Below are 16341 nucleotides of genomic sequence, written 5' to 3'. Positions count from 1 at the left end.
GCCCCGGACCCCGCGCCTCAACCCGCCGGCGGGGCTGGATTGTGCGCGGCGGCGCCGGAATGTGCGGGCGGGGCTCAAGGGACGGGGCTCGACTGGGGGCCCGGGCACAAACCCCGGCGAGGCTGCAATGTGCCGGGCGGGGCCGGATTGCGCGGGGCTGCGATTGACGGGTGGTCTCACGGTGGCGGTGTGTGACCGGGTAGCGTGACCGACGGTTCCGTAGGGTCGGGCGAGTCGGAGAAGGAGTCCCGGTGGCGCAGAGCGGACAAGGGGGTGCCCCCCAGCCGGGTGCCCCGTGGGGTCCGGACGAGGCGTCCGGGTATCCGGTGTACCCGGAGCAGCCGCAGCCCGGGCCCGCGTACGGGTACCCGCACGTGGCACCGGGGCACGTGGTCGGGCCCGGCTACGAGGGTCCGGGGGAGCCGCACGGCTACGGGTACCCGCCGCTGCCCGAGGCCGCGACCCAGTACATCCCGCCCGTGCCCGCGGCTCCCGCGCACGACGAGGCGGCGACGCAGTACATCCCGCCCGTGCCGGCGGCCTCCGCGCACGACGAGGCGGCGACCCAGTACATCCCGCCCGTGCCGGCGGCTCCCGCGCACGACGAGGCCGCGACCCAGTACATCCCGCCCGTGCCGGCCGGCCCCGGGTACGGCGAGGCGGCGACGCAGTACATACCGCCGGTGCCGCCGGCGACCGCCGATCGTGGCGACCGCGCCGTGGAAGGGTTCGACGGGCTGTTCCGCGGCGATGACGGCTCCGCCGGGCACACCCAGCACCTGCCGCCCGTCCAGGAGCCCGTGCTGCGCCAGCCGCCGCCGCGCCCCTACCCGCCGCGCGCGCAGCGCCCCGCAGCCCCCGTACAGCCCCACCCGCAGCAGCAGTACGCCCCGACCCCGCCCCCGCCGCCGGAGGCACCCCGCAGGGTCTCGACCGGCGTCATCGCCGCCGTGGTCATCGGCCTGGCGGTCGTCGGGCTCGGCGTCGGCTCGTTGCTCAGCAACGACAAGCCGCAGAACAACGACCCGGGCGCGACGCCCGCCGCACCGGCCGCGAGCGGCGCCTCCGCCGCCCCCGGCGGCGAGGCCCCCGTCGACCCGGCCCGCCCGCAGGCCGTCCAGCTGGACAAGCTCCTCGCGGACAGCAACGACAGCCGGGCCTCGGTGATCAAGGCCGTCGAGGACATCAAGGGCTGCAGCAACCTCGACCAGGCGGCCGCCGACCTGCGCGACGCGGCCCGCCAGCGCGAGGAACTCGTCACCCGCCTCCAGGAGCTGAAGCTGGACAAGCTCCCGGACAACGCCAAGCTGTCCGCGGCCCTCACCAAGGCCTGGCAGTCCTCCGCGGACGCCGACGACAGCTACGCCGCCTGGGCGGACGACGTGGACGACGACAAGTGCAAGGACGGCAAGGCCAAGGCCACCAAGAACGCCTCCGACGCCAACAAGTCGAGCGGCGAGGCGACCAAGGCCAAGGAGTCGGCCGCGACCATGTGGAACACGATCGCGGCCAAGTACGGCCTCACCAAGCGGGACAAGTCCCAGCTCTGAGCACCGGGACTCTGGACACACGAGCCCTGGGCATCACGCCGTCTGGGGCGCCTGCACCAGGGTCGGGGTCATGTCCAGGGGCGGCTCGCCCGGCTGTGCCACGAGCCGTCCGGCCTGGACGATCTGGAAGGTGACCTGGCCGTTGACGATGCGGGGGAAGCCGGCGACGGCGCGCATGTCCTGGTAGCGCCAGCTCAGGTCCGGCGTGAGGCCGCCGGTCTTGACGGGCTGGGACTCGTTCAGCGCCCGCTTGACCTTGCGGGCGGTGACGTCCTCGTCGTCCTTGAAGCGCTTCACGATCTCGCTCAGCACCGTGTACGCGATCCAGGTGGTCTGCGCCCCGCTGTCGTCGGGGTCGACGGTGTCGTCGCCGAAGGCGTGCTCGGCGACCACGTTCCGCATCGGCGTCCAGACCGGATCGGAGCCCACCGGGTACCAGCTGGTGAGGTACGCGCCCTCGAAGGGGCTCTCCTTGCCGCCGGTACGGTCCACCAGCGACTGGCTGACGCTGCCCAGGACGGAGGAGATCTGCGGCTTCTTGCGCTGCGCCTCGGTCCGGCGGAAGGCGTCGAAGAAGGTCTCGGTGCGCTCGCCGAGCACGGCGGTGACGCAGCCCTTCTCCTTTTCCTTCTCCTTGCCGGTGCCGGTGGTGTGGGCGAGCGCCTCCCGGGCCTGCGGCCCGAAGTCCGCGGAGTCCTCGGCGGCCCGGATGTCGGCGGCGTCGGCCATCTTGTTGGCCCGCAGCCCGGCGTTGAGCAGGACCGGCAGGGTGTCGCCCGTGAGGGTGTCGGGGCGGACGAGGGCGACCTGGGCGCAGGCGCGGCTCAGCTGGTGGCCGGCGCCGGCGATGAGGACGGACTGGCCGCCGTTGACGGGGTAGGAGAGCGGGGACTGGAACTCCTCGGAGGAAACCCCGTAGCCGCCGATGAAGGGGATGCCCTCCGCCTCCAGCGGGGCCATGAAGGCGCGTCCGTGCTGGCTGTACGAGCCGACGACGGCGACGGCCTTCTCGGCGACGGCCTTGCGGGCGCAGTCGGCGGCGCCGGTGGGCGTGTTCTTCTCGTTGCAGGTCAGTACGCGCAGTTTGTGCCCGTTGATCCCGCCCTTGGAATTCACCCAGCGTTCGTACGCCTTCGCCATGCCGGTCATGCCCGGCATGTTGGTTGCCTTGGTGTCCTCCGGGGCGAACGTCATGACCGTGATGGTCTCCCCGGAGCCCCCCGAGCCCCCCGGGAGCGCCCCGCAACCCGCGACGAGGCAAGCACCCATCGCCGTTGCCACGAAGGTGCGGGACAAGGATGCTGCGCGTCGCGATATGGCCATGTCCATGCACACTTCCGCCCCACAGGTAACTGTCGAGTGAGATGGACACAACATCGGGTGACGCCCAGGTGAATTACGGGGGTGCGCTCTCCGCCGCAGGCGCCTGAAGATCGCGTACTACCGGAACGTACGATCGAAAGCGTGACATTCGCCCAAGGTTCGAAGAACTCTTCCCGCCGCGGCGGCCGCTCCTCCACCATGGGCGGCATGCCCCTCAATGACATGCCGTGGTGGCGCTGGCGCGGCAACGTGCGCTCGGCGCTGCACATGCTCTCCGACCCGGCCTTCCACGAGGACACGTGGCTGACCGGCGTCGACGGGTACGGGGACGTCACCGACGCCGTGTACCGGCTCGTCGAGGACACCTGGCTCGACAGCTGGTCGGCCGAGAAGTACGTCGGCACGATCTTCCGCGACTCGCAGGAGGCCGCCCTCGTCGACCTCGCGGTGCTGCGGGTGCTCCGCATCCTCCACCAGGTCGGGCCCGACGCCCCGGTCTCCGCCTACCTGGAGCACCACGCGTGGCCCGAGGCGGTACGCGCCGCCCGCGAGGCGCACGTACGGCTGGCGGAGGCGGACGGGGACGACCCGGACGTCCGGCCGACGTCGCTGGATGTGTTGAGGATCCTCACCCGCGCGGTGTGAAAGGCTGTGCGGTCATGAGCGACCCGCACAACGAGGCCCCGGCCCAGCCCCAGCCCCAGTACGTCCTGACCGTGTCCTGCCCCGACAAGCAGGGCATCGTGCACGCCGTGTCGAGCTACCTCTTCATGACCGGCTGCAACATCGTGGACAGCCAGCAGTTCGGAGACCGGGAGACCGGACTCTTCTTCATGCGGGTGCACTTCGAGGCCGAGCCCGCGGTGACCGTCGAGAAGCTGCGCGCCAGCTTCGCCGCGATCGGCGACTCGTTCAAGATGGACTGGCAGATCCACCGCTCCGAGGAGCGCATGCGGATCGTCCTCATGGTGTCGAAGTTCGGCCACTGCCTGAACGACCTGCTCTTCCGCTCGAGCATCGGCGCACTGCCGGTCGAGATCGCGGCCGTGGTCTCCAACCACACCGACTTCGCCGAGCTGGTCGCCTCGTACGAGGTCCCGTTCGTGCACATCCCGGTGACGAAGGAGACGAAGGCGGCGGCGGAGGCGCAGCTGCTGGAGCTCGTGCGCGCGGAGAACGTCGAGCTGGTGGTGCTGGCGCGGTACATGCAGGTGCTGTCGGACACCCTGTGCAAGGAGCTGAGCGGGCGGATCATCAACATCCACCACTCGTTCCTGCCGAGCTTCAAGGGCGCGAAGCCGTACCACCAGGCGCACGCGCGCGGTGTGAAGCTGATCGGCGCGACCGCGCACTACGTGACGGCGGACCTCGACGAGGGGCCGATCATCGAGCAGGAGGTCGAGCGGGTGGGCCACGAGGTGACCCCGGACCAGCTGGTCGCGGTGGGGCGGGACGTGGAGTGCCAGGCGCTCGCGCGCGCGGTGAAGTGGCACAGCGAGCACCGCGTCCTCCTGAACGGCTCCCGCACGGTCGTCTTCGCGTAGCCGCCCTTCCGGCTCGGCCGCGCCAAATCCGCCCCTCCGGGGCCGCGCAATCCAGGCCTCGCCGAGCCAAATCCAGCCCCTCCGGCGTTTGAGGAGCGGGGTCTGGGGCGGAGCCCCAGGAGGCCGGTCCGCAGGGACCGGATACCGCTGAGGCACAGTGGGTCCGTGCGGCGCCGTTGCGGGGGCGCTGCCCCCGAACCCCCGCGCCTCAAACGCCGGCGGGGCTGGATTTTGTGCGGCCATGCCGGAGTAGAGGATCGGGGCTCCGCCCCGGCTGGATGGTGCGGCCAGTTCGGGTTCGCGTTACGCGTCAGGGGCTTCCACCCCGCAGTACGACGCGAACGCCGACAGGATCTCCTCCTCCGAGATGCGGCCGTCGCCGTCGGCGTCGAGGGCGGTGGCCAGCTGGGGGGCCAGGTCCGGCGCGGTGCCCAGGACGCGCAGGACGCGGGCGGCGGCCTGCGGGGTCGCGCCCGCGCCGTCCTCGTCCGCCACCGCGATCACGGCCCGCAGGAACGGCCGCGCGATCTCCGCGAACCGCTCCGGGTTGTCCCGCAGCCGCTTCGCCGCCCCGGTGATGAACTCCTCGCGGGACACCCGCTGGTCCCCGTCGACGTCCGCGATGCCGGCCATCCCCTGCCAGAACGCCTCGGCCCCCGCGAAGACGGCCTGGCCCCGGTCCGACCGGGCGGCGGTGCCGAATTCGGCCAGGACGGCCTTCGCGGCCGCGCTGAAGTCCTCCCGGTCGATATACCCGGACCCGTCCTGGTCGAAGGTGGCGAATCGGGCGGCGATCTTGCGCTCGTATTCTGCGCTGTCCATGTTCGGCGTTCCGCCTTCACGTATGCGATGGGGTTCAGTTCAAGACAAGGCAGGAGCGTAAGGCCTATGTGGCCAGCGCGTTAAGCGAAGTGGTCAAGGAGGCTGCCGCATCGAACCCGCGCACGGGGAGCGCGGTGGGGCGCGTACACCTGTCCCCATGTGGCGTCGGCCGTACCACCGTTCACGCCCTGCCACGCCTCTATCACGGAGGGCGCACTTCCAGGGTGAGCTTCTCCCAAAAGGGGCGCGATCCGCCATGTGCCCACTACATTCGTTGGGTCGACACACGGCTGGGGGCACTTATGCCGAAGGACGTACCACCGCGCTGGGACCGCCGCATGCAGCAGCGCCTGGCCCGCGGCGAGGCGGCTGCGCTCGGAGAGCTGTACGACCGCTTCGCCTCGCTCGTGCACAGTCTGGCGCACCGGGTGCTGGGCGACGAGAAGGCGGCGGACCGGATCACCCGCGAGGTCTTCGGCTACATCTGGGAGAACCCGGACGCCTACGACCCCAAGCAGGGCTCCATGCGCTCCTGGGTCGCCCGGATCACCCAGGGCCAGGCCGTGGCCCGGCTGCGCCAGGCCGAACTGGGCCGGGGCTCCCGCGAGGAGCTGGAGCAGAAGGTGCGCAGCGCCAACGCGGCCGCCCGTGCGGACTACATCGTCACCTCCATGCCCGCGCCGCTGCGCGCCGCGCTCGAACTCGCGTACTTCAAGCGGCGCGACTACCGACAGGCCGCCGCCGACCTGCAGATCAGCGAGGACGAGGCGCGCCGCCGGCTGCGGCTCGGCCTGCAGCTGCTGTCGACCGCCAACGCCCTCCCGCAGGAGGACACCGCCCAGTCCGGATACGGAACGCCCCGATGAACGGACCTGCCGAGTCGCCCGACGACGGATACGAGCGTCCCGGCGGTCGGGCGCGGATACCGGGTCCGCGCGGAGCCGCCGACGACTTGGACCCGGGGTACGCGCCGCAGCCGCCGCGCATGCCGAGGCCGGTGCCGGAACCCGTGCCCGAGCCGTTCCCCGAGCCGGTGGCGCCGCCCTCGCACGCCGTGCTGAAGTCCCTGCTCGGCGCGTGGGCGCTGGCGGCCTGCTCCGCCGAGGAGACCCAGGCGGTCGAGGACCACCTCACCGAGTGCGCCCCCTGCGCGGAGGAGGCGTTGCGGCTGCGCGACGCGGTGGGGCTGCTGCACCCGGAGGAGACCCTCGACCTGAAGCCGCTGCTGCGCTCGCGCGTCCTGGAGGACTGCCTGGGCAAGCGGCCGGCGCGCATCCCGGTTCCGGTGTGGGCGAGCCCGTACGACACCGAGACCGCGCGGCTCGACGCGCTGCTGCAGGACTTCGGGGACTCGGAGTGGCACACCCCGGTGCGGCTGAAGTGGTTCGAGGAGGAGCGGCGCCGCTCGCAGCGGACGACGGTGGCGGGGGTCATCGGTCACCTGATGACGGTGGACGGGCTGATCGCCAACGCGCTGGGGCTGGACGACCCGCTGGGCCCGGACGCGCCGCCGGGCGGTCCGACCGTGCGGACGGAGCACTTCTGGAACGCGTCGGCGTACCCGCCGACGCGGCAGGTCCGCGACCCGTGGCGGGAGCAGGGGCACACGCTGGTGCGCACGGTGTCCTTCGCCGGCCGGGGCGTCGCCGAGCTGTCCGTGGACTACGGGCACTTCGCACTGCCGCTCGGGGACGCTTTCCTGGAGCGGGCCTTCGAGTGCTGGGTGCACGCCTGGGACATCGCGGAGGCGGTGGACTATCCGTACGAGCCGCCGTCGGGGCCGCACCTGCACGGGATGATCGACCTGGCGGCGCGGCTGCTGCCGGGTGCGCTGGCGCAGCGGCGGCGCGCGGGCCTGGCGGCCCCGGCGCGGGGCCTGGTCGCGGCGGGCGCGCCCGGGCGGACCCTGCACCTGGAGATCGAGGGCGCGGGTGGCGGCGGCTGGGACATCGCCCTGGACTCGCCGGGGGCGAAGCCGTCGCCGGAGCGCACGGTGGCGGAGATCGCCCTGGACGGCATCGAGTTCTGCCAGCTGGCGGCCGGCCACATCTCCCCGCAGGAGGCGGCGGTGGGCCAGCACGGCGACCGCGAGGCGATCCGCGACGTCCTCTTCGCGGCGGCGTCCCTGAGCCGCCTGTAGCGGCGGGGGCGGGTCCGGGCGGAGCGGGACGAGCCGGGGGAGCCGGACGAGCCGGGTGGAGGCGCAGCACGTCGCTGCGCGCTCCTCACGTCTCGGCGTTCCGGCCCGTCCCGGGCCGGACTCAGTCCAGGCAGAATTCGTTGTCCTCGGGGTCCGCCATCACGATGATCCCCTCGTCCATGTCATTGCCCTCGATCCGGTACAGCCGCTTCGCTCCCAGCGCCTCCAGCCGGGTGGCCTCCTCCTCCAGCTTGGCCATCCGCGCGTCCCCCTTCAGTCCGGGAGCTGCGCGCACGTCCAGGTGCAGGCGGTTCTTCGAGGTCTTTCCCTCCGGGACCTGCTGGAAGAAGACCCTCGGCCCCTTGCCGTCCGGATCCGTGATGGCCGACCGGCTGTTGTGCTGTTCGGGCGGCACGCCCCACGCCGTGAGCGCGGCCGGCCAGTCGGCGAAGCCCTCCGGCGGCGGCTGGACCTGGTACCCCAGCGCCTCGGCCCAGAACACCGCCTGCGCGCCCGGGTCGGCGCAGTCGTAAGTGACTTGGAATTCCTTGGCCATGCTTCCTCCAACCGCTCGGGGCCTGTCCGTGCCGAGCGCCCCCATCCTCCTCCCGGAGGGGCAGAGCTCAACCCGATGAGGGGCGGGGCTCTGGGAACATACGGTGCGAGTGACCACGGCCTCGAAGCCGCATCCGTCCGCCGTCTCCAGGAGAGGTCCCATCACCTTGTCCATATGGCCCTCGATCGTTGCCGTGCTCGGTACCCTCGCCGGTGCTCTGGCCGCCGGCTTCCTCCAGCACCGTTCGGCACGCACCGCACGTGCCGAGCAGCGCGCCGACAGCCACCGTCAGGACCAGCTCGGTGCCGTCACCGACTTCGCGGCCGCCCTGGACGCGCACCGCTCGGCGATGTTCCATCGGGAGCGCCTGACCCTGGCCGGCGCAGGCGCCGAACATCAGCTGGAGGCCCAGACGAGGTCCCACGACACCCGAACGGCGATCACCGCGCCCCACATCCGACTTCAGGTCCTGGTCCCCGAGCTGGCCGGCCCGGCCGAGCAGGCCGCAGCGGCCACCTATGCACTGCGGAAGGCCGCCGACCGCGCCGAACTGGACGCCCGGCGGCATGCGGCCAAGGAGGCGTCTGCGGCCTTCGTCGCCGCGGCTGCCACGCTGCTGAGCCCCGACCACTGCTGACTGCCCACGTTCCGCACGTCGGTGACAGACCCGGTCCCTCACCTGGCTAGGCGTACCGCTCGCGGAGTTTGTACTTGAGGATCTTGCGCAGGGCCTCGTTGCGGGGGAGGGAGTCCGGGAGCTCCAGCTGTTCCGGGAGCTTGTGGGTGGCCAGGCCCTCCGCGCGGAGGTACGCCGTCAGCTGGGGCAGGGTCAGGGGGGCGGTGCCCGGGCGCTGTTCGATCACCGCGCAGACGCGTTCGCCGCGGGCCGGGTCCGGGAGGCCGATGACCGCGACGTCCGCGACGCCCGGGAGGCGGTGGAGCAGGTCCTCGATCTCCTTCGCCGAGATGTTCTCGCCCTTGCGGATGATGACGTCCTTGCTGCGGCCGGTGAGGACCAGGTAGCCCTCGTGGGTCAGGTGACCGAGGTCGCCCGTGATCAGGTAGCCGTCGGCGTCGAAGACCTCCGTCGACTGGTCGCGGTTCAGGTAGCCCTGGCAGACGGCCTCGCCCCGGAGCCGGACCTCGCCGTCCGTGTTCGGGGGGAGCGGGGTGCCGTCGGGGGTGGTGATGCGGATGGACATGCCCGCCGGGGGGCGGCCCTCGGTGGTCGCCAGGTGGTCGGGGGTGTCGTCCGGGGCGCCCATGGTGATCATCGGGACCTCGGTCATGCCGTAGCCGTGGGTCAGCTGGCAGCCCATTTCGCGGACGACGGCGTGGTAGATCTCCGGCGGCTTCGGGGCGCCGCCGCCCGCGAGGAGGCGGAGCGTGGGGACGAGCTTCGACGAGGGGTCCTTGCGCTGCTCGGTCAGGAACATGGAGTAGAAGGCGGTCGATCCGCCGGCCACCGTGACCCCGTGGCGGCGGTAGCCGTCCAGCGCGTCGGGCATCGCGAACTTCTCGAAGAGGACCGCGGGGAAGCCGTACAGGAGCAGCATCACCAGGTAGTCCGGGCCGCCTATGTGCGCGTACGGGAAGGCCATCGAACCGACGTCGTACGGGGTCAGGTGCAGGGCGTGCGCGAGGCAGGAGCCGCCCGCGATGAGGGAGCGGTCGGTGTGCAGGACGCCCTTGGGGTCGGAGGTGGTGCCGGAGGTCCAGTAGATCCACCGGACGTCCGTGCCGGAGGCGGGCGGTGGGGGGAGTGCGGAGGGGTCGCCGTCCGGGAGGTCGGCGTAGGCCTCGAAGACGCCGCGCGCGCCGAGCCGGCGGGCCATCGCGGGATGGTCGAAGCCGCGCCAGAGCCCGGGGACGGCGAAGAACTCGGCCTTGGACTCGCGGAGCGCGAAGCCGACCTCGCGGTCGCGGTAGAAGGGGATGACCGGGCTCTGGACGGCGCCGATCCGGGCGAGGGCGACGGAGAGCAGGACGGTCTCGATGCGGGTGGGGAGCTGCCAGGCGACGACCGTGCCGGGGCGCACGCCCGTGCCGTACAGGCCGGCGGCGACGCGTTCGGAGCGGTCGCGCAGTTCCCCGAAGGTCAGCCGGCGGTCGTGCGCGGGGTCCTCGGCGGCCTCGATCAGGACGGTGGCGTCCGGGGTCAGTGCGGCCCGGCGGGTGATCAGTTCCCACAGGGTGCGGGAGCGGCTCAGTTCTGTCGCGGTCGCGGTGTCCGTCATCCCAGACCTCCCCTTAGCTGACGGATAGTCAGATCAAGCGCAGAGCGTAGGGCTCCGGCGCTTGTCGGTCCAGGGGTGGCGGGGCTAGCTTGTTTCTGACGATCCATCAGATTGGCATCGGATTGGGGAGACGGCCATGGGACTGGAACTGCCTCGGATCATCAGCGTCGACGACCACGTGATCGAACCCGCACACCTCTTCGACGTCTGGCTGCCCGCCAAGTACCGCGACCGCGGACCCAAGGCGCTCACGGCCGGCATCGGCGAGCTGGCGTACACGGGCGGCAAGTACGTGATCACCATGGACCCCGACGGCCCGCCGACCGACTGGTGGATCTACGAGGACCTGAAGTTCCCGTACAAGCGCAACATCGCCGCCGTCGGCTTCGACCGCGACGACATGACCCTGGAGGGGATCACCCGCGAGGAGATGCGCCGCGGCTGCTGGGACCCGAAGGCGCGCCTGGCCGACATGGACCTCAACCACGTCGAGGCCTCGCTCTGCTTCCCCACCTTCCCGCGCTTCTGCGGGCAGACCTTCGCCGAGGCCCACGACAAGGAGGTGGCCCTGGCCTGCGTGCGCGCCTACAACGACTGGATGGTCGAGGAGTGGTGCGGCGACAGCGGCGGCCGGCTGATCCCGCTGTGCATCATCCCGCTCTGGGACATCGACCTGGCGGTCGCGGAGATCCGGCGCAACGCCGCCCGCGGGGTGCGCGCCGTGACCTTCTCCGAGATCCCCACCCACCTGGGCCTGCCGTCGATCCACTCCGGCTACTGGGACCCCTTCTTCGCCGTCTGCCAGGAGACCGGCACGGTGGTCAACATGCACATCGGGTCCAGCTCCCAGATGCCCGCCGCCTCCCCCGACGCGCCGCCCGCCGTCCAGGCCTCGCTCAGCTTCAACAACGCCATGGCCTCGATGATGGACTTCCTCTTCAGCGGCGTCCTGGTGAAGTTCCCGACGCTCAAGCTCGCCTACAGCGAGGGCCAGATGGGCTGGATCCCGTACGCCCTGGAGCGCGCCGACGACGTCTGGGAGGAGCACCGGGCCTGGGGCGGGGTCCGCGACCTGATCCCCGAGCCGCCGTCCACCTACTACTACCGGCAGATCTTCTGCTGCTTCTTCCGCGACAAGCACGGGATCGCCTCGATCGACGTCGTCGGACGCGACAACGCCACCTTCGAGACCGACTACCCGCACGTGGACTCGACCTTCCCGCACACCAAGGAGGTCGCCCTCGACCACGTGAAGGGACTCGACGAGCTGACGATCCACAAGCTGATGCGCGGCAACGCCATCCGCATGCTCGGCCTGGACCTCGTCTGATGGATTTGACCTACACGGAGGAGGAACAGGACTTCCGGGCACGGCTGCGCGCGTGGCTCGGCAAGGTGCTGCCCGAGCTGCCCGCCAAGCCGTCCCCGGACGACTGGCCCGGCCGGCGGGCGTACGACCTCGGCTGGCAGCGCCGCCTGTACGAGGCCGGGTACGCGGGCCTGCACTGGCCGGTGGACGCCGGCGGGCGCGGGGCCACCCCGACCCAGCACCTGATCTTCCTGGAGGAGACGGAGCGCGCCGGCGCCCCGTACGTCGGCGCGAACTTCGTCGGGCTGCTGCACGCCGGCCCGACGATCGCCGCCGAGGGCAGCGCCGGGCAGCGGGCGCGCTGGCTGCCGCCCGTGCTGCGCGGGGACGAGGTGTGGTGCCAGGGGTTCAGCGAGCCGGACGCGGGCTCGGACCTCGCCTCCCTGCGCACGCGGGCGGTCCGCGACGGCGACGACTACGTGGTCTCCGGGTCGAAGATCTGGACCTCGCACGCGGAGGTCGCCGACTGGTGCGAGCTGCTGGTGCGGACGGACCCGCAGGCCCCCAAGCACCGCGGGATCTCCTGGCTGGCCATGCCGATGGACGCGCCGGGGGTCACCGTACGGCCGCTGCGCACGCTCGCCGGGTCGACCGAGTTCGCGGAGATGTTCCTCGACGAGGTGCGGATCCCGGCCCGGAACCGGGTCGGGGCCGAGAACGACGGCTGGCGCGTCACCATGGTCACCCTCTCCTTCGAGCGGGGCACCGCCTTCGTCGGCGAGGTCGTCGCCTGCCGCCGCACCCTGGGCGAGCTGGCGCGCACGGCGAAGGCCAACGGACGCTGGGACGATCCGGTGCTGCGGCGCAGGCTGGGTCGGCTGTACGGGGAGTTCGGCGCGCTGTGGCGGCTCACCCAGTGGAACGTCAGCGAGTCGGAGGGCTCCGGCGGGGTCCCCGGCATCGGCGGCTCCGTCTTCAAGCTCGCCTACTCGCACGCGCGGCAGGAGCTGTACGAGGTGGCGGCGCAGGTGCTGGGCGCCGCCTCCCTCTCCCTGGAGGAGGAATGGACCCTGGACCGGCTCTCCTCGCTCTCGTACACGATCGCGGCGGGCACCTCGCAGATCCAGCAGAACATCGTCGCCGAGCGGATCCTCGGCCTCCCGAAGGGCCGGTGAGGGGCGTGCACTTCCAGCCGACGGAGGAGCAGCGGGACCTGCGGGCGGGCGTACGGGAGCTGCTGGCGGGGCGGTACGGGCGCGAGGCGCTGCGTACTTCGGTGGACACGGGCGTCGCCGTGGACCGCGGGCTGTGGCGGGAGCTGGGCGAGGCGGGCTTCTTCGCGCTGCGGCTGCCCGAGTCCGCCGGTGGCGTCGGCCTCGGCCTCCCGGAGGCGGTGCTCGTCTTCGAGGAGGCCGGGCGGGCGCTGCTGCCGGGGCCGCTGGTGGCCACGCACCTGGCCGCCGGGGTGGTCCCGGGGGCGGCGGCGGGGACGGCGGTGGTGACCGCCTTCGACCTGGGCGGCGGCCCGGGGGACGGCCCGGGGGACGGCCTGCGCGGCTGCCTGGTCGCGCACCTGGCGGAGGCGGACGCGGTGCTGGGGGCCCCCGGGGTGCCGGCCGGGTCGCCGGTCCGCTCGGTGGACCCGCTGACGCCGCTGCACCGGGTGGCGTCGCCGCCCGGGGACGTGTCGGAGTACCGCTTGGCGGGCGCGCTGCTGACGGCGGCGCTGCAGGTCGGCAGTGCGCTGCGGACGGTGGAGCTGGCGGTCCGGTACGCGGGCGAGCGCGAGCAGTTCGGGCAGCCGATCGGGGCGTTCCAGGCGGTCAAGCACCTGTGCGCGCAGATGCTGGTGCGGGCGGAGGTGGCCCGTACGGCGGTCTACGCGGCGGCGGTGACGGGCGATCCGGGGGAGGTGGCGGCGGCCAAGCTGCTGGCGGACGGGGCGGCCGTACGGGCCGCCCGGGACTGTCTGCAGGTGCACGGCGGGATGGGCTTCACGTGGGAGGCGGACGTGCACCTGCACCTGAAGCGGGCATGGGTGCGGGCCGAGCAGTGGTGCACGGCGGGGGAGGCGGAGGAACGGCTGGCGGCGGAGCTGCTGGAGGCGGCGGTGTAGCCGTTCGCGGTCGTCGCGGGGCACGGCGGGGACGCCGCGGGACGCATGTCCGATTACAGAGAGTTGATATCGGTTTGTGTCCTTCGCCTCCGCCGTTACGGACCGGAGTCGGGGGCCTGCTCCGGTACGCTCCCACAGATGCGAGCGGTTGAGCGGCGCGAGCGTCGCACAGTATGCACCACGCCCACTCCTTCGCGCGGGAATATGCCCGAAGCGCTTGTTGTGGTGACTGTATGTCAACCATGCTGCTCCGCAAGGGGATCACGGTGGGTGATCCCATCCTGTCGCGAGGCGAAGTGTCCGCCGGTTCGGATGGTGTGAGCGGTGCAGGTGCTTCAGGTTCAGCTGGAGGTAGGAGCGGACCCAGCCGAGGTCGGTCGGGCCCGCCGATGGGCCCGGTCCCGGTTGGCCGGGTCGGGCATAGGGGATGACGAGCCGCTCGCCGAGACGCTGATCCTGCTGATCTCCGAGCTGGTCACCAACGCGGTCGTGCACACGGGCTGTCCGGCGGTGCTGCGGATGCTGTTCGGAGGACCCGGGGTGCGGGTCGAGGTGGCCGACGCGAGCGACCGGGAGCCGGCCCGCCGGCAGGCGGCCGGCGACGACACCGGCGGGCGCGGCCTGGAGCTGGTGGACGGCCTGGCGGACCGCTGGGGCTGGCAGCGCGAGGGTGCGGGCAAACGCATCTGGTGCGAGATCGACCGCGCGGAGAAGGAGGCGTCGGACTGCGCCTCCGACGGCCCGTCGGAAGTTCACCCCCCGACGCGGGAACCGCGCTTGTACCTCTAACGAGGTGTTGACGATCCGTCACATCTTGATCACCCTGGTGTGGAGCGATTCGACGCGAGGGGACGCCAAGGACACGCCTTGACGAGTGCGGGTCGCGGGGTGGCGGCTGCCGTGCCGCGCTCGGGGCGTGCATGCGCGCCGCCGCCACCCGCATCACCCGCCGGGCCTCCTCCCGGAGGAGGAGGCCGGACCGGGCCGCGGGTCCCGGGCGCCGGGCCGGGCGGGACCCACGACCTCGTGCCCGTGGCCGATGTGCCGTGCCGGGGCCGGTTCCTAGCCTCGGGGCATGCGATCACACGAAGCGGCCGATGCGTCGCCCACCACCGAACGAACCCTCGGCCCCGCCGCTCGCCGCGCGTCCTCCGTGGGCCTCGTCCTCGCCGCCTGCCTCGCCACCAGCCCCACCCTGGCCGTCGCCGCCGAGGCCTCCTCCGCCGAGGCCGTGACCGCCGGGGCCGCGCTCCCGTCCGCGTCAGCGTCCACCGCGAACGGTTCCGGGGCCGGGCTCGACCGGTACTACCAGCAGCGGCCGCGCTGGGGCAGCTGCGTCACGGGCCCCGACGACACCACGGGCCGTGAACTGGACCAGGCCGGTGTGCAGTGCGCGGACGTGACCGTGCCGCTTGACTACTCCGCCCCCCGGGGCCGCACGATCACCGTGGCGATATCCCGGCTCAAAGCCACCGACACCCGTCACCGCATCGGCGCGATCCTGCTGAACACCGGCGGCCCCGGCGGCCCCGCCCGGGCCTACCCGCCGACGGCCCGCGCGGCGATGAAGGAAGTCGGGGCCCGCTTCGACGTCGTCGGCTTCGACCCGCGCTTCGTCGGGCGCAGCACCCCGCTGGACTGCGGCTGGCCCCTCGGGATGACCTGGCTGTCGGCCGGCGCCGACCGGGCGGGCTTCGACCGGCAGGTCGCCCTGCAGAAGGGCCTCGCCGACAAGTGCCGGGCCACCGATGCCTCCGTGCTCCCGCACATCAGCACCCGCAACACCGCCCGCGACATGGACGTCATCCGCGGCGCGCTCGGCGAGCGGAAGATCTCCTACCTGGGCTACTCCTACGGCACCTACCTGGGCACGGTCTACACCCAGATGTTCCCCGGCCGCCACGACCGGGTGGTGCTCGACGGGGCGATCAACCCGGGCGACTACCGCCCCCGACTGCTGGAGGGCGCGGAGCGCGCGAACGAGAAGGCGCTGTCCGACTGGGCGGGCTGGGCGGCGGAGCGCCACGGCACCTACGGCCTCGGCCGCACCCGCGCCGAGGTGCTCGCCTCCGTCGACCGCGTCGTCGTGGCAGCCGCGCGCGGCCCGCTGACCATCGGTTCGGGCGCCGATGCCTTCCGGATCGACGAGAGCCAGGTGCCGCTCCTGCTGTTCTCGGGCATCGCGGACGATGCCGAGCCCGCGCGGGCGTCCTTCGGCGAGCTGGTGTCCGTACTGGTCGCGGCCGCCGGCGGGGCGCCCACCACGCTGCCCGCGGGGTTCGCCGCGGAGCTCCGGTACGTGCTGCGCGGGGAGGGCGAGCCCACGGGCGTGCAGTCCGCGATCATCTGCGGGGACGTGGCCGCCGGGCGCGATCCCGAGCAGTACTGGCGGGACATCGAGCGCAGCCGCGCCGCGCATCCCCTGTTCGGCCCGCTGACCCGCAACATCAACCCGTGCGCCTTCTGGGACCGGCCGCGCGAGGAGCCCACCCGGGTGACGCGTGATGCCTCCGCGCTGATCGTGGCCGCCACCGGCGATCCGCGCACCACGTACAAGGGCAGCGTCGAGCTGCGCCGGCAGCTGCCGAGCTCCAGGCTGATCACCCTGGAGGGCGCGAACCGGCACGCCCTCTACGGGAGGTACGGCAACACCTGCGTGGACGACCAGGTCAACAGGTACCTGGCCACGGGCACCTTGCCGGCGAAGGACCGGACCTGCGTCAAGCAGACCGACTGAGACCGGC

The 16341-nt window shown here is 72.5% G+C and carries 15 protein-coding genes; 11 read left to right on the top strand and 4 right to left on the bottom strand.

Going from position 1 to position 16341, the window contains the following annotated elements; translation table 11 throughout:
- The first annotated feature begins 251 nt into the window (after nucleotides 1-251).
- Nucleotides 252-1550, top strand: a complete 1299-nt coding sequence (locus AB0D29_RS32655) for a hypothetical protein (protein WP_362859184.1) — start codon at nucleotides 252-254, stop codon at nucleotides 1548-1550.
- A 33-nt stretch (nucleotides 1551-1583) separates the two neighbouring features.
- Here the strand turns inward: AB0D29_RS32655 and AB0D29_RS32650 are convergent, their stop codons facing one another.
- The gene (locus AB0D29_RS32650) at nucleotides 1584-2873 is read right to left on the bottom strand and encodes an ABC transporter substrate-binding protein (RefSeq protein WP_362859183.1); all 1290 of its coding nucleotides are present in this window, start codon (nucleotides 2871-2873) and stop codon (nucleotides 1584-1586) included.
- Between the two features lie 198 nt (nucleotides 2874-3071).
- Between AB0D29_RS32650 and AB0D29_RS32645 the strand changes: the two genes are divergently transcribed.
- A complete protein-coding gene (locus AB0D29_RS32645; RefSeq protein WP_362859238.1) occupies nucleotides 3072-3518 on the top strand; it encodes a hypothetical protein in 447 nt (148 codons plus the stop codon).
- A gap of 14 nt (nucleotides 3519-3532) precedes the next feature.
- The gene (gene purU, locus AB0D29_RS32640) at nucleotides 3533-4417 is read left to right on the top strand and encodes a formyltetrahydrofolate deformylase (RefSeq protein ID WP_030706746.1); all 885 of its coding nucleotides are present in this window, start codon (nucleotides 3533-3535) and stop codon (nucleotides 4415-4417) included.
- Between the two features lie 303 nt (nucleotides 4418-4720).
- Here purU and AB0D29_RS32635 read toward each other — a convergent pair whose 3' ends face one another.
- Entirely contained in the window at nucleotides 4721-5239 is a 519-nt protein-coding gene (locus tag AB0D29_RS32635) for an EF-hand domain-containing protein (RefSeq protein ID WP_362859182.1), read from the bottom strand.
- 302 nt (nucleotides 5240-5541) lie between these two features.
- Here AB0D29_RS32635 and AB0D29_RS32630 point away from each other — a divergent pair, with 302 nt between their 5' ends.
- Nucleotides 5542-6105: a sigma-70 family RNA polymerase sigma factor gene (locus tag AB0D29_RS32630; RefSeq protein ID WP_361771257.1), complete on the top strand. Its 564-nt coding sequence runs from the start codon at nucleotides 5542-5544 to the stop codon at nucleotides 6103-6105.
- The gene (locus tag AB0D29_RS32625; RefSeq protein WP_362859181.1) at nucleotides 6102-7379 is read left to right on the top strand and encodes a maleylpyruvate isomerase N-terminal domain-containing protein; all 1278 of its coding nucleotides are present in this window, start codon (nucleotides 6102-6104) and stop codon (nucleotides 7377-7379) included. Before AB0D29_RS32630 ends, AB0D29_RS32625 begins: the two co-directional genes overlap by 4 nt.
- 121 nt (nucleotides 7380-7500) lie before the next feature.
- On the opposite strand, the gene AB0D29_RS32620 is transcribed toward AB0D29_RS32625, so the two are convergent.
- On the bottom strand, nucleotides 7501-7935 hold the full coding sequence (locus AB0D29_RS32620) for a VOC family protein (protein WP_362859179.1): 435 nt from the start codon (nucleotides 7933-7935) through the stop codon (nucleotides 7501-7503).
- Nucleotides 7936-8101: 166 nt separating this feature from the next.
- Here AB0D29_RS32620 and AB0D29_RS32615 point away from each other — a divergent pair, with 166 nt between their 5' ends.
- Nucleotides 8102-8572 carry a hypothetical protein gene (locus AB0D29_RS32615; RefSeq protein ID WP_362859178.1) on the top strand — a complete coding sequence of 157 codons (471 nt, stop codon included), beginning with the start codon at nucleotides 8102-8104 and terminating at the stop codon, nucleotides 8570-8572.
- Nucleotides 8573-8618: 46 nt separating this feature from the next.
- Here AB0D29_RS32615 and AB0D29_RS32610 read toward each other — a convergent pair whose 3' ends face one another.
- Complete coding sequence (locus AB0D29_RS32610) at nucleotides 8619-10172, bottom strand: AMP-binding protein (RefSeq protein WP_362859176.1); 1554 nt, start codon at nucleotides 10170-10172, stop codon at nucleotides 8619-8621.
- A gap of 136 nt (nucleotides 10173-10308) precedes the next feature.
- Here AB0D29_RS32610 and AB0D29_RS32605 point away from each other — a divergent pair, with 136 nt between their 5' ends.
- The 5 genes from AB0D29_RS32605 (at nucleotide 10309) to AB0D29_RS32585 (ending at nucleotide 16334) form a co-directional block, all read left to right on the top strand.
- Entirely contained in the window at nucleotides 10309-11502 is a 1194-nt protein-coding gene (locus AB0D29_RS32605; protein ID WP_030706750.1) for an amidohydrolase family protein, read from the top strand.
- Entirely contained in the window at nucleotides 11502-12656 is a 1155-nt protein-coding gene (locus AB0D29_RS32600) for an acyl-CoA dehydrogenase family protein (protein WP_362859174.1), read from the top strand. The genes AB0D29_RS32605 and AB0D29_RS32600 overlap by 1 nt, the downstream gene beginning before the upstream one ends.
- Nucleotides 12657-12661: 5 nt before the next feature.
- Nucleotides 12662-13597, top strand: coding sequence for an acyl-CoA dehydrogenase family protein (locus tag AB0D29_RS32595; protein ID WP_362859173.1), 936 nt, complete (start codon nucleotides 12662-12664; stop codon nucleotides 13595-13597).
- Nucleotides 13598-13921: 324 nt separating this feature from the next.
- Nucleotides 13922-14386 carry an ATP-binding protein gene (locus AB0D29_RS32590; protein WP_362859171.1) on the top strand — a complete coding sequence of 155 codons (465 nt, stop codon included), beginning with the start codon at nucleotides 13922-13924 and terminating at the stop codon, nucleotides 14384-14386.
- A gap of 286 nt (nucleotides 14387-14672) precedes the next feature.
- The gene (locus AB0D29_RS32585) at nucleotides 14673-16334 is read left to right on the top strand and encodes an alpha/beta hydrolase (RefSeq protein ID WP_362859170.1); all 1662 of its coding nucleotides are present in this window, start codon (nucleotides 14673-14675) and stop codon (nucleotides 16332-16334) included.
- The last annotated feature ends 7 nt before the right edge of the window (nucleotides 16335-16341 follow it).

It is taken from the genome of Streptomyces sp. NPDC048424 (assembly GCF_040651555.1).
Taxonomy (GTDB): Bacteria; Actinomycetota; Actinomycetes; order Streptomycetales; family Streptomycetaceae; genus Streptomyces.
This window is presented reverse-complemented; position numbering and strand designations above follow the sequence as displayed.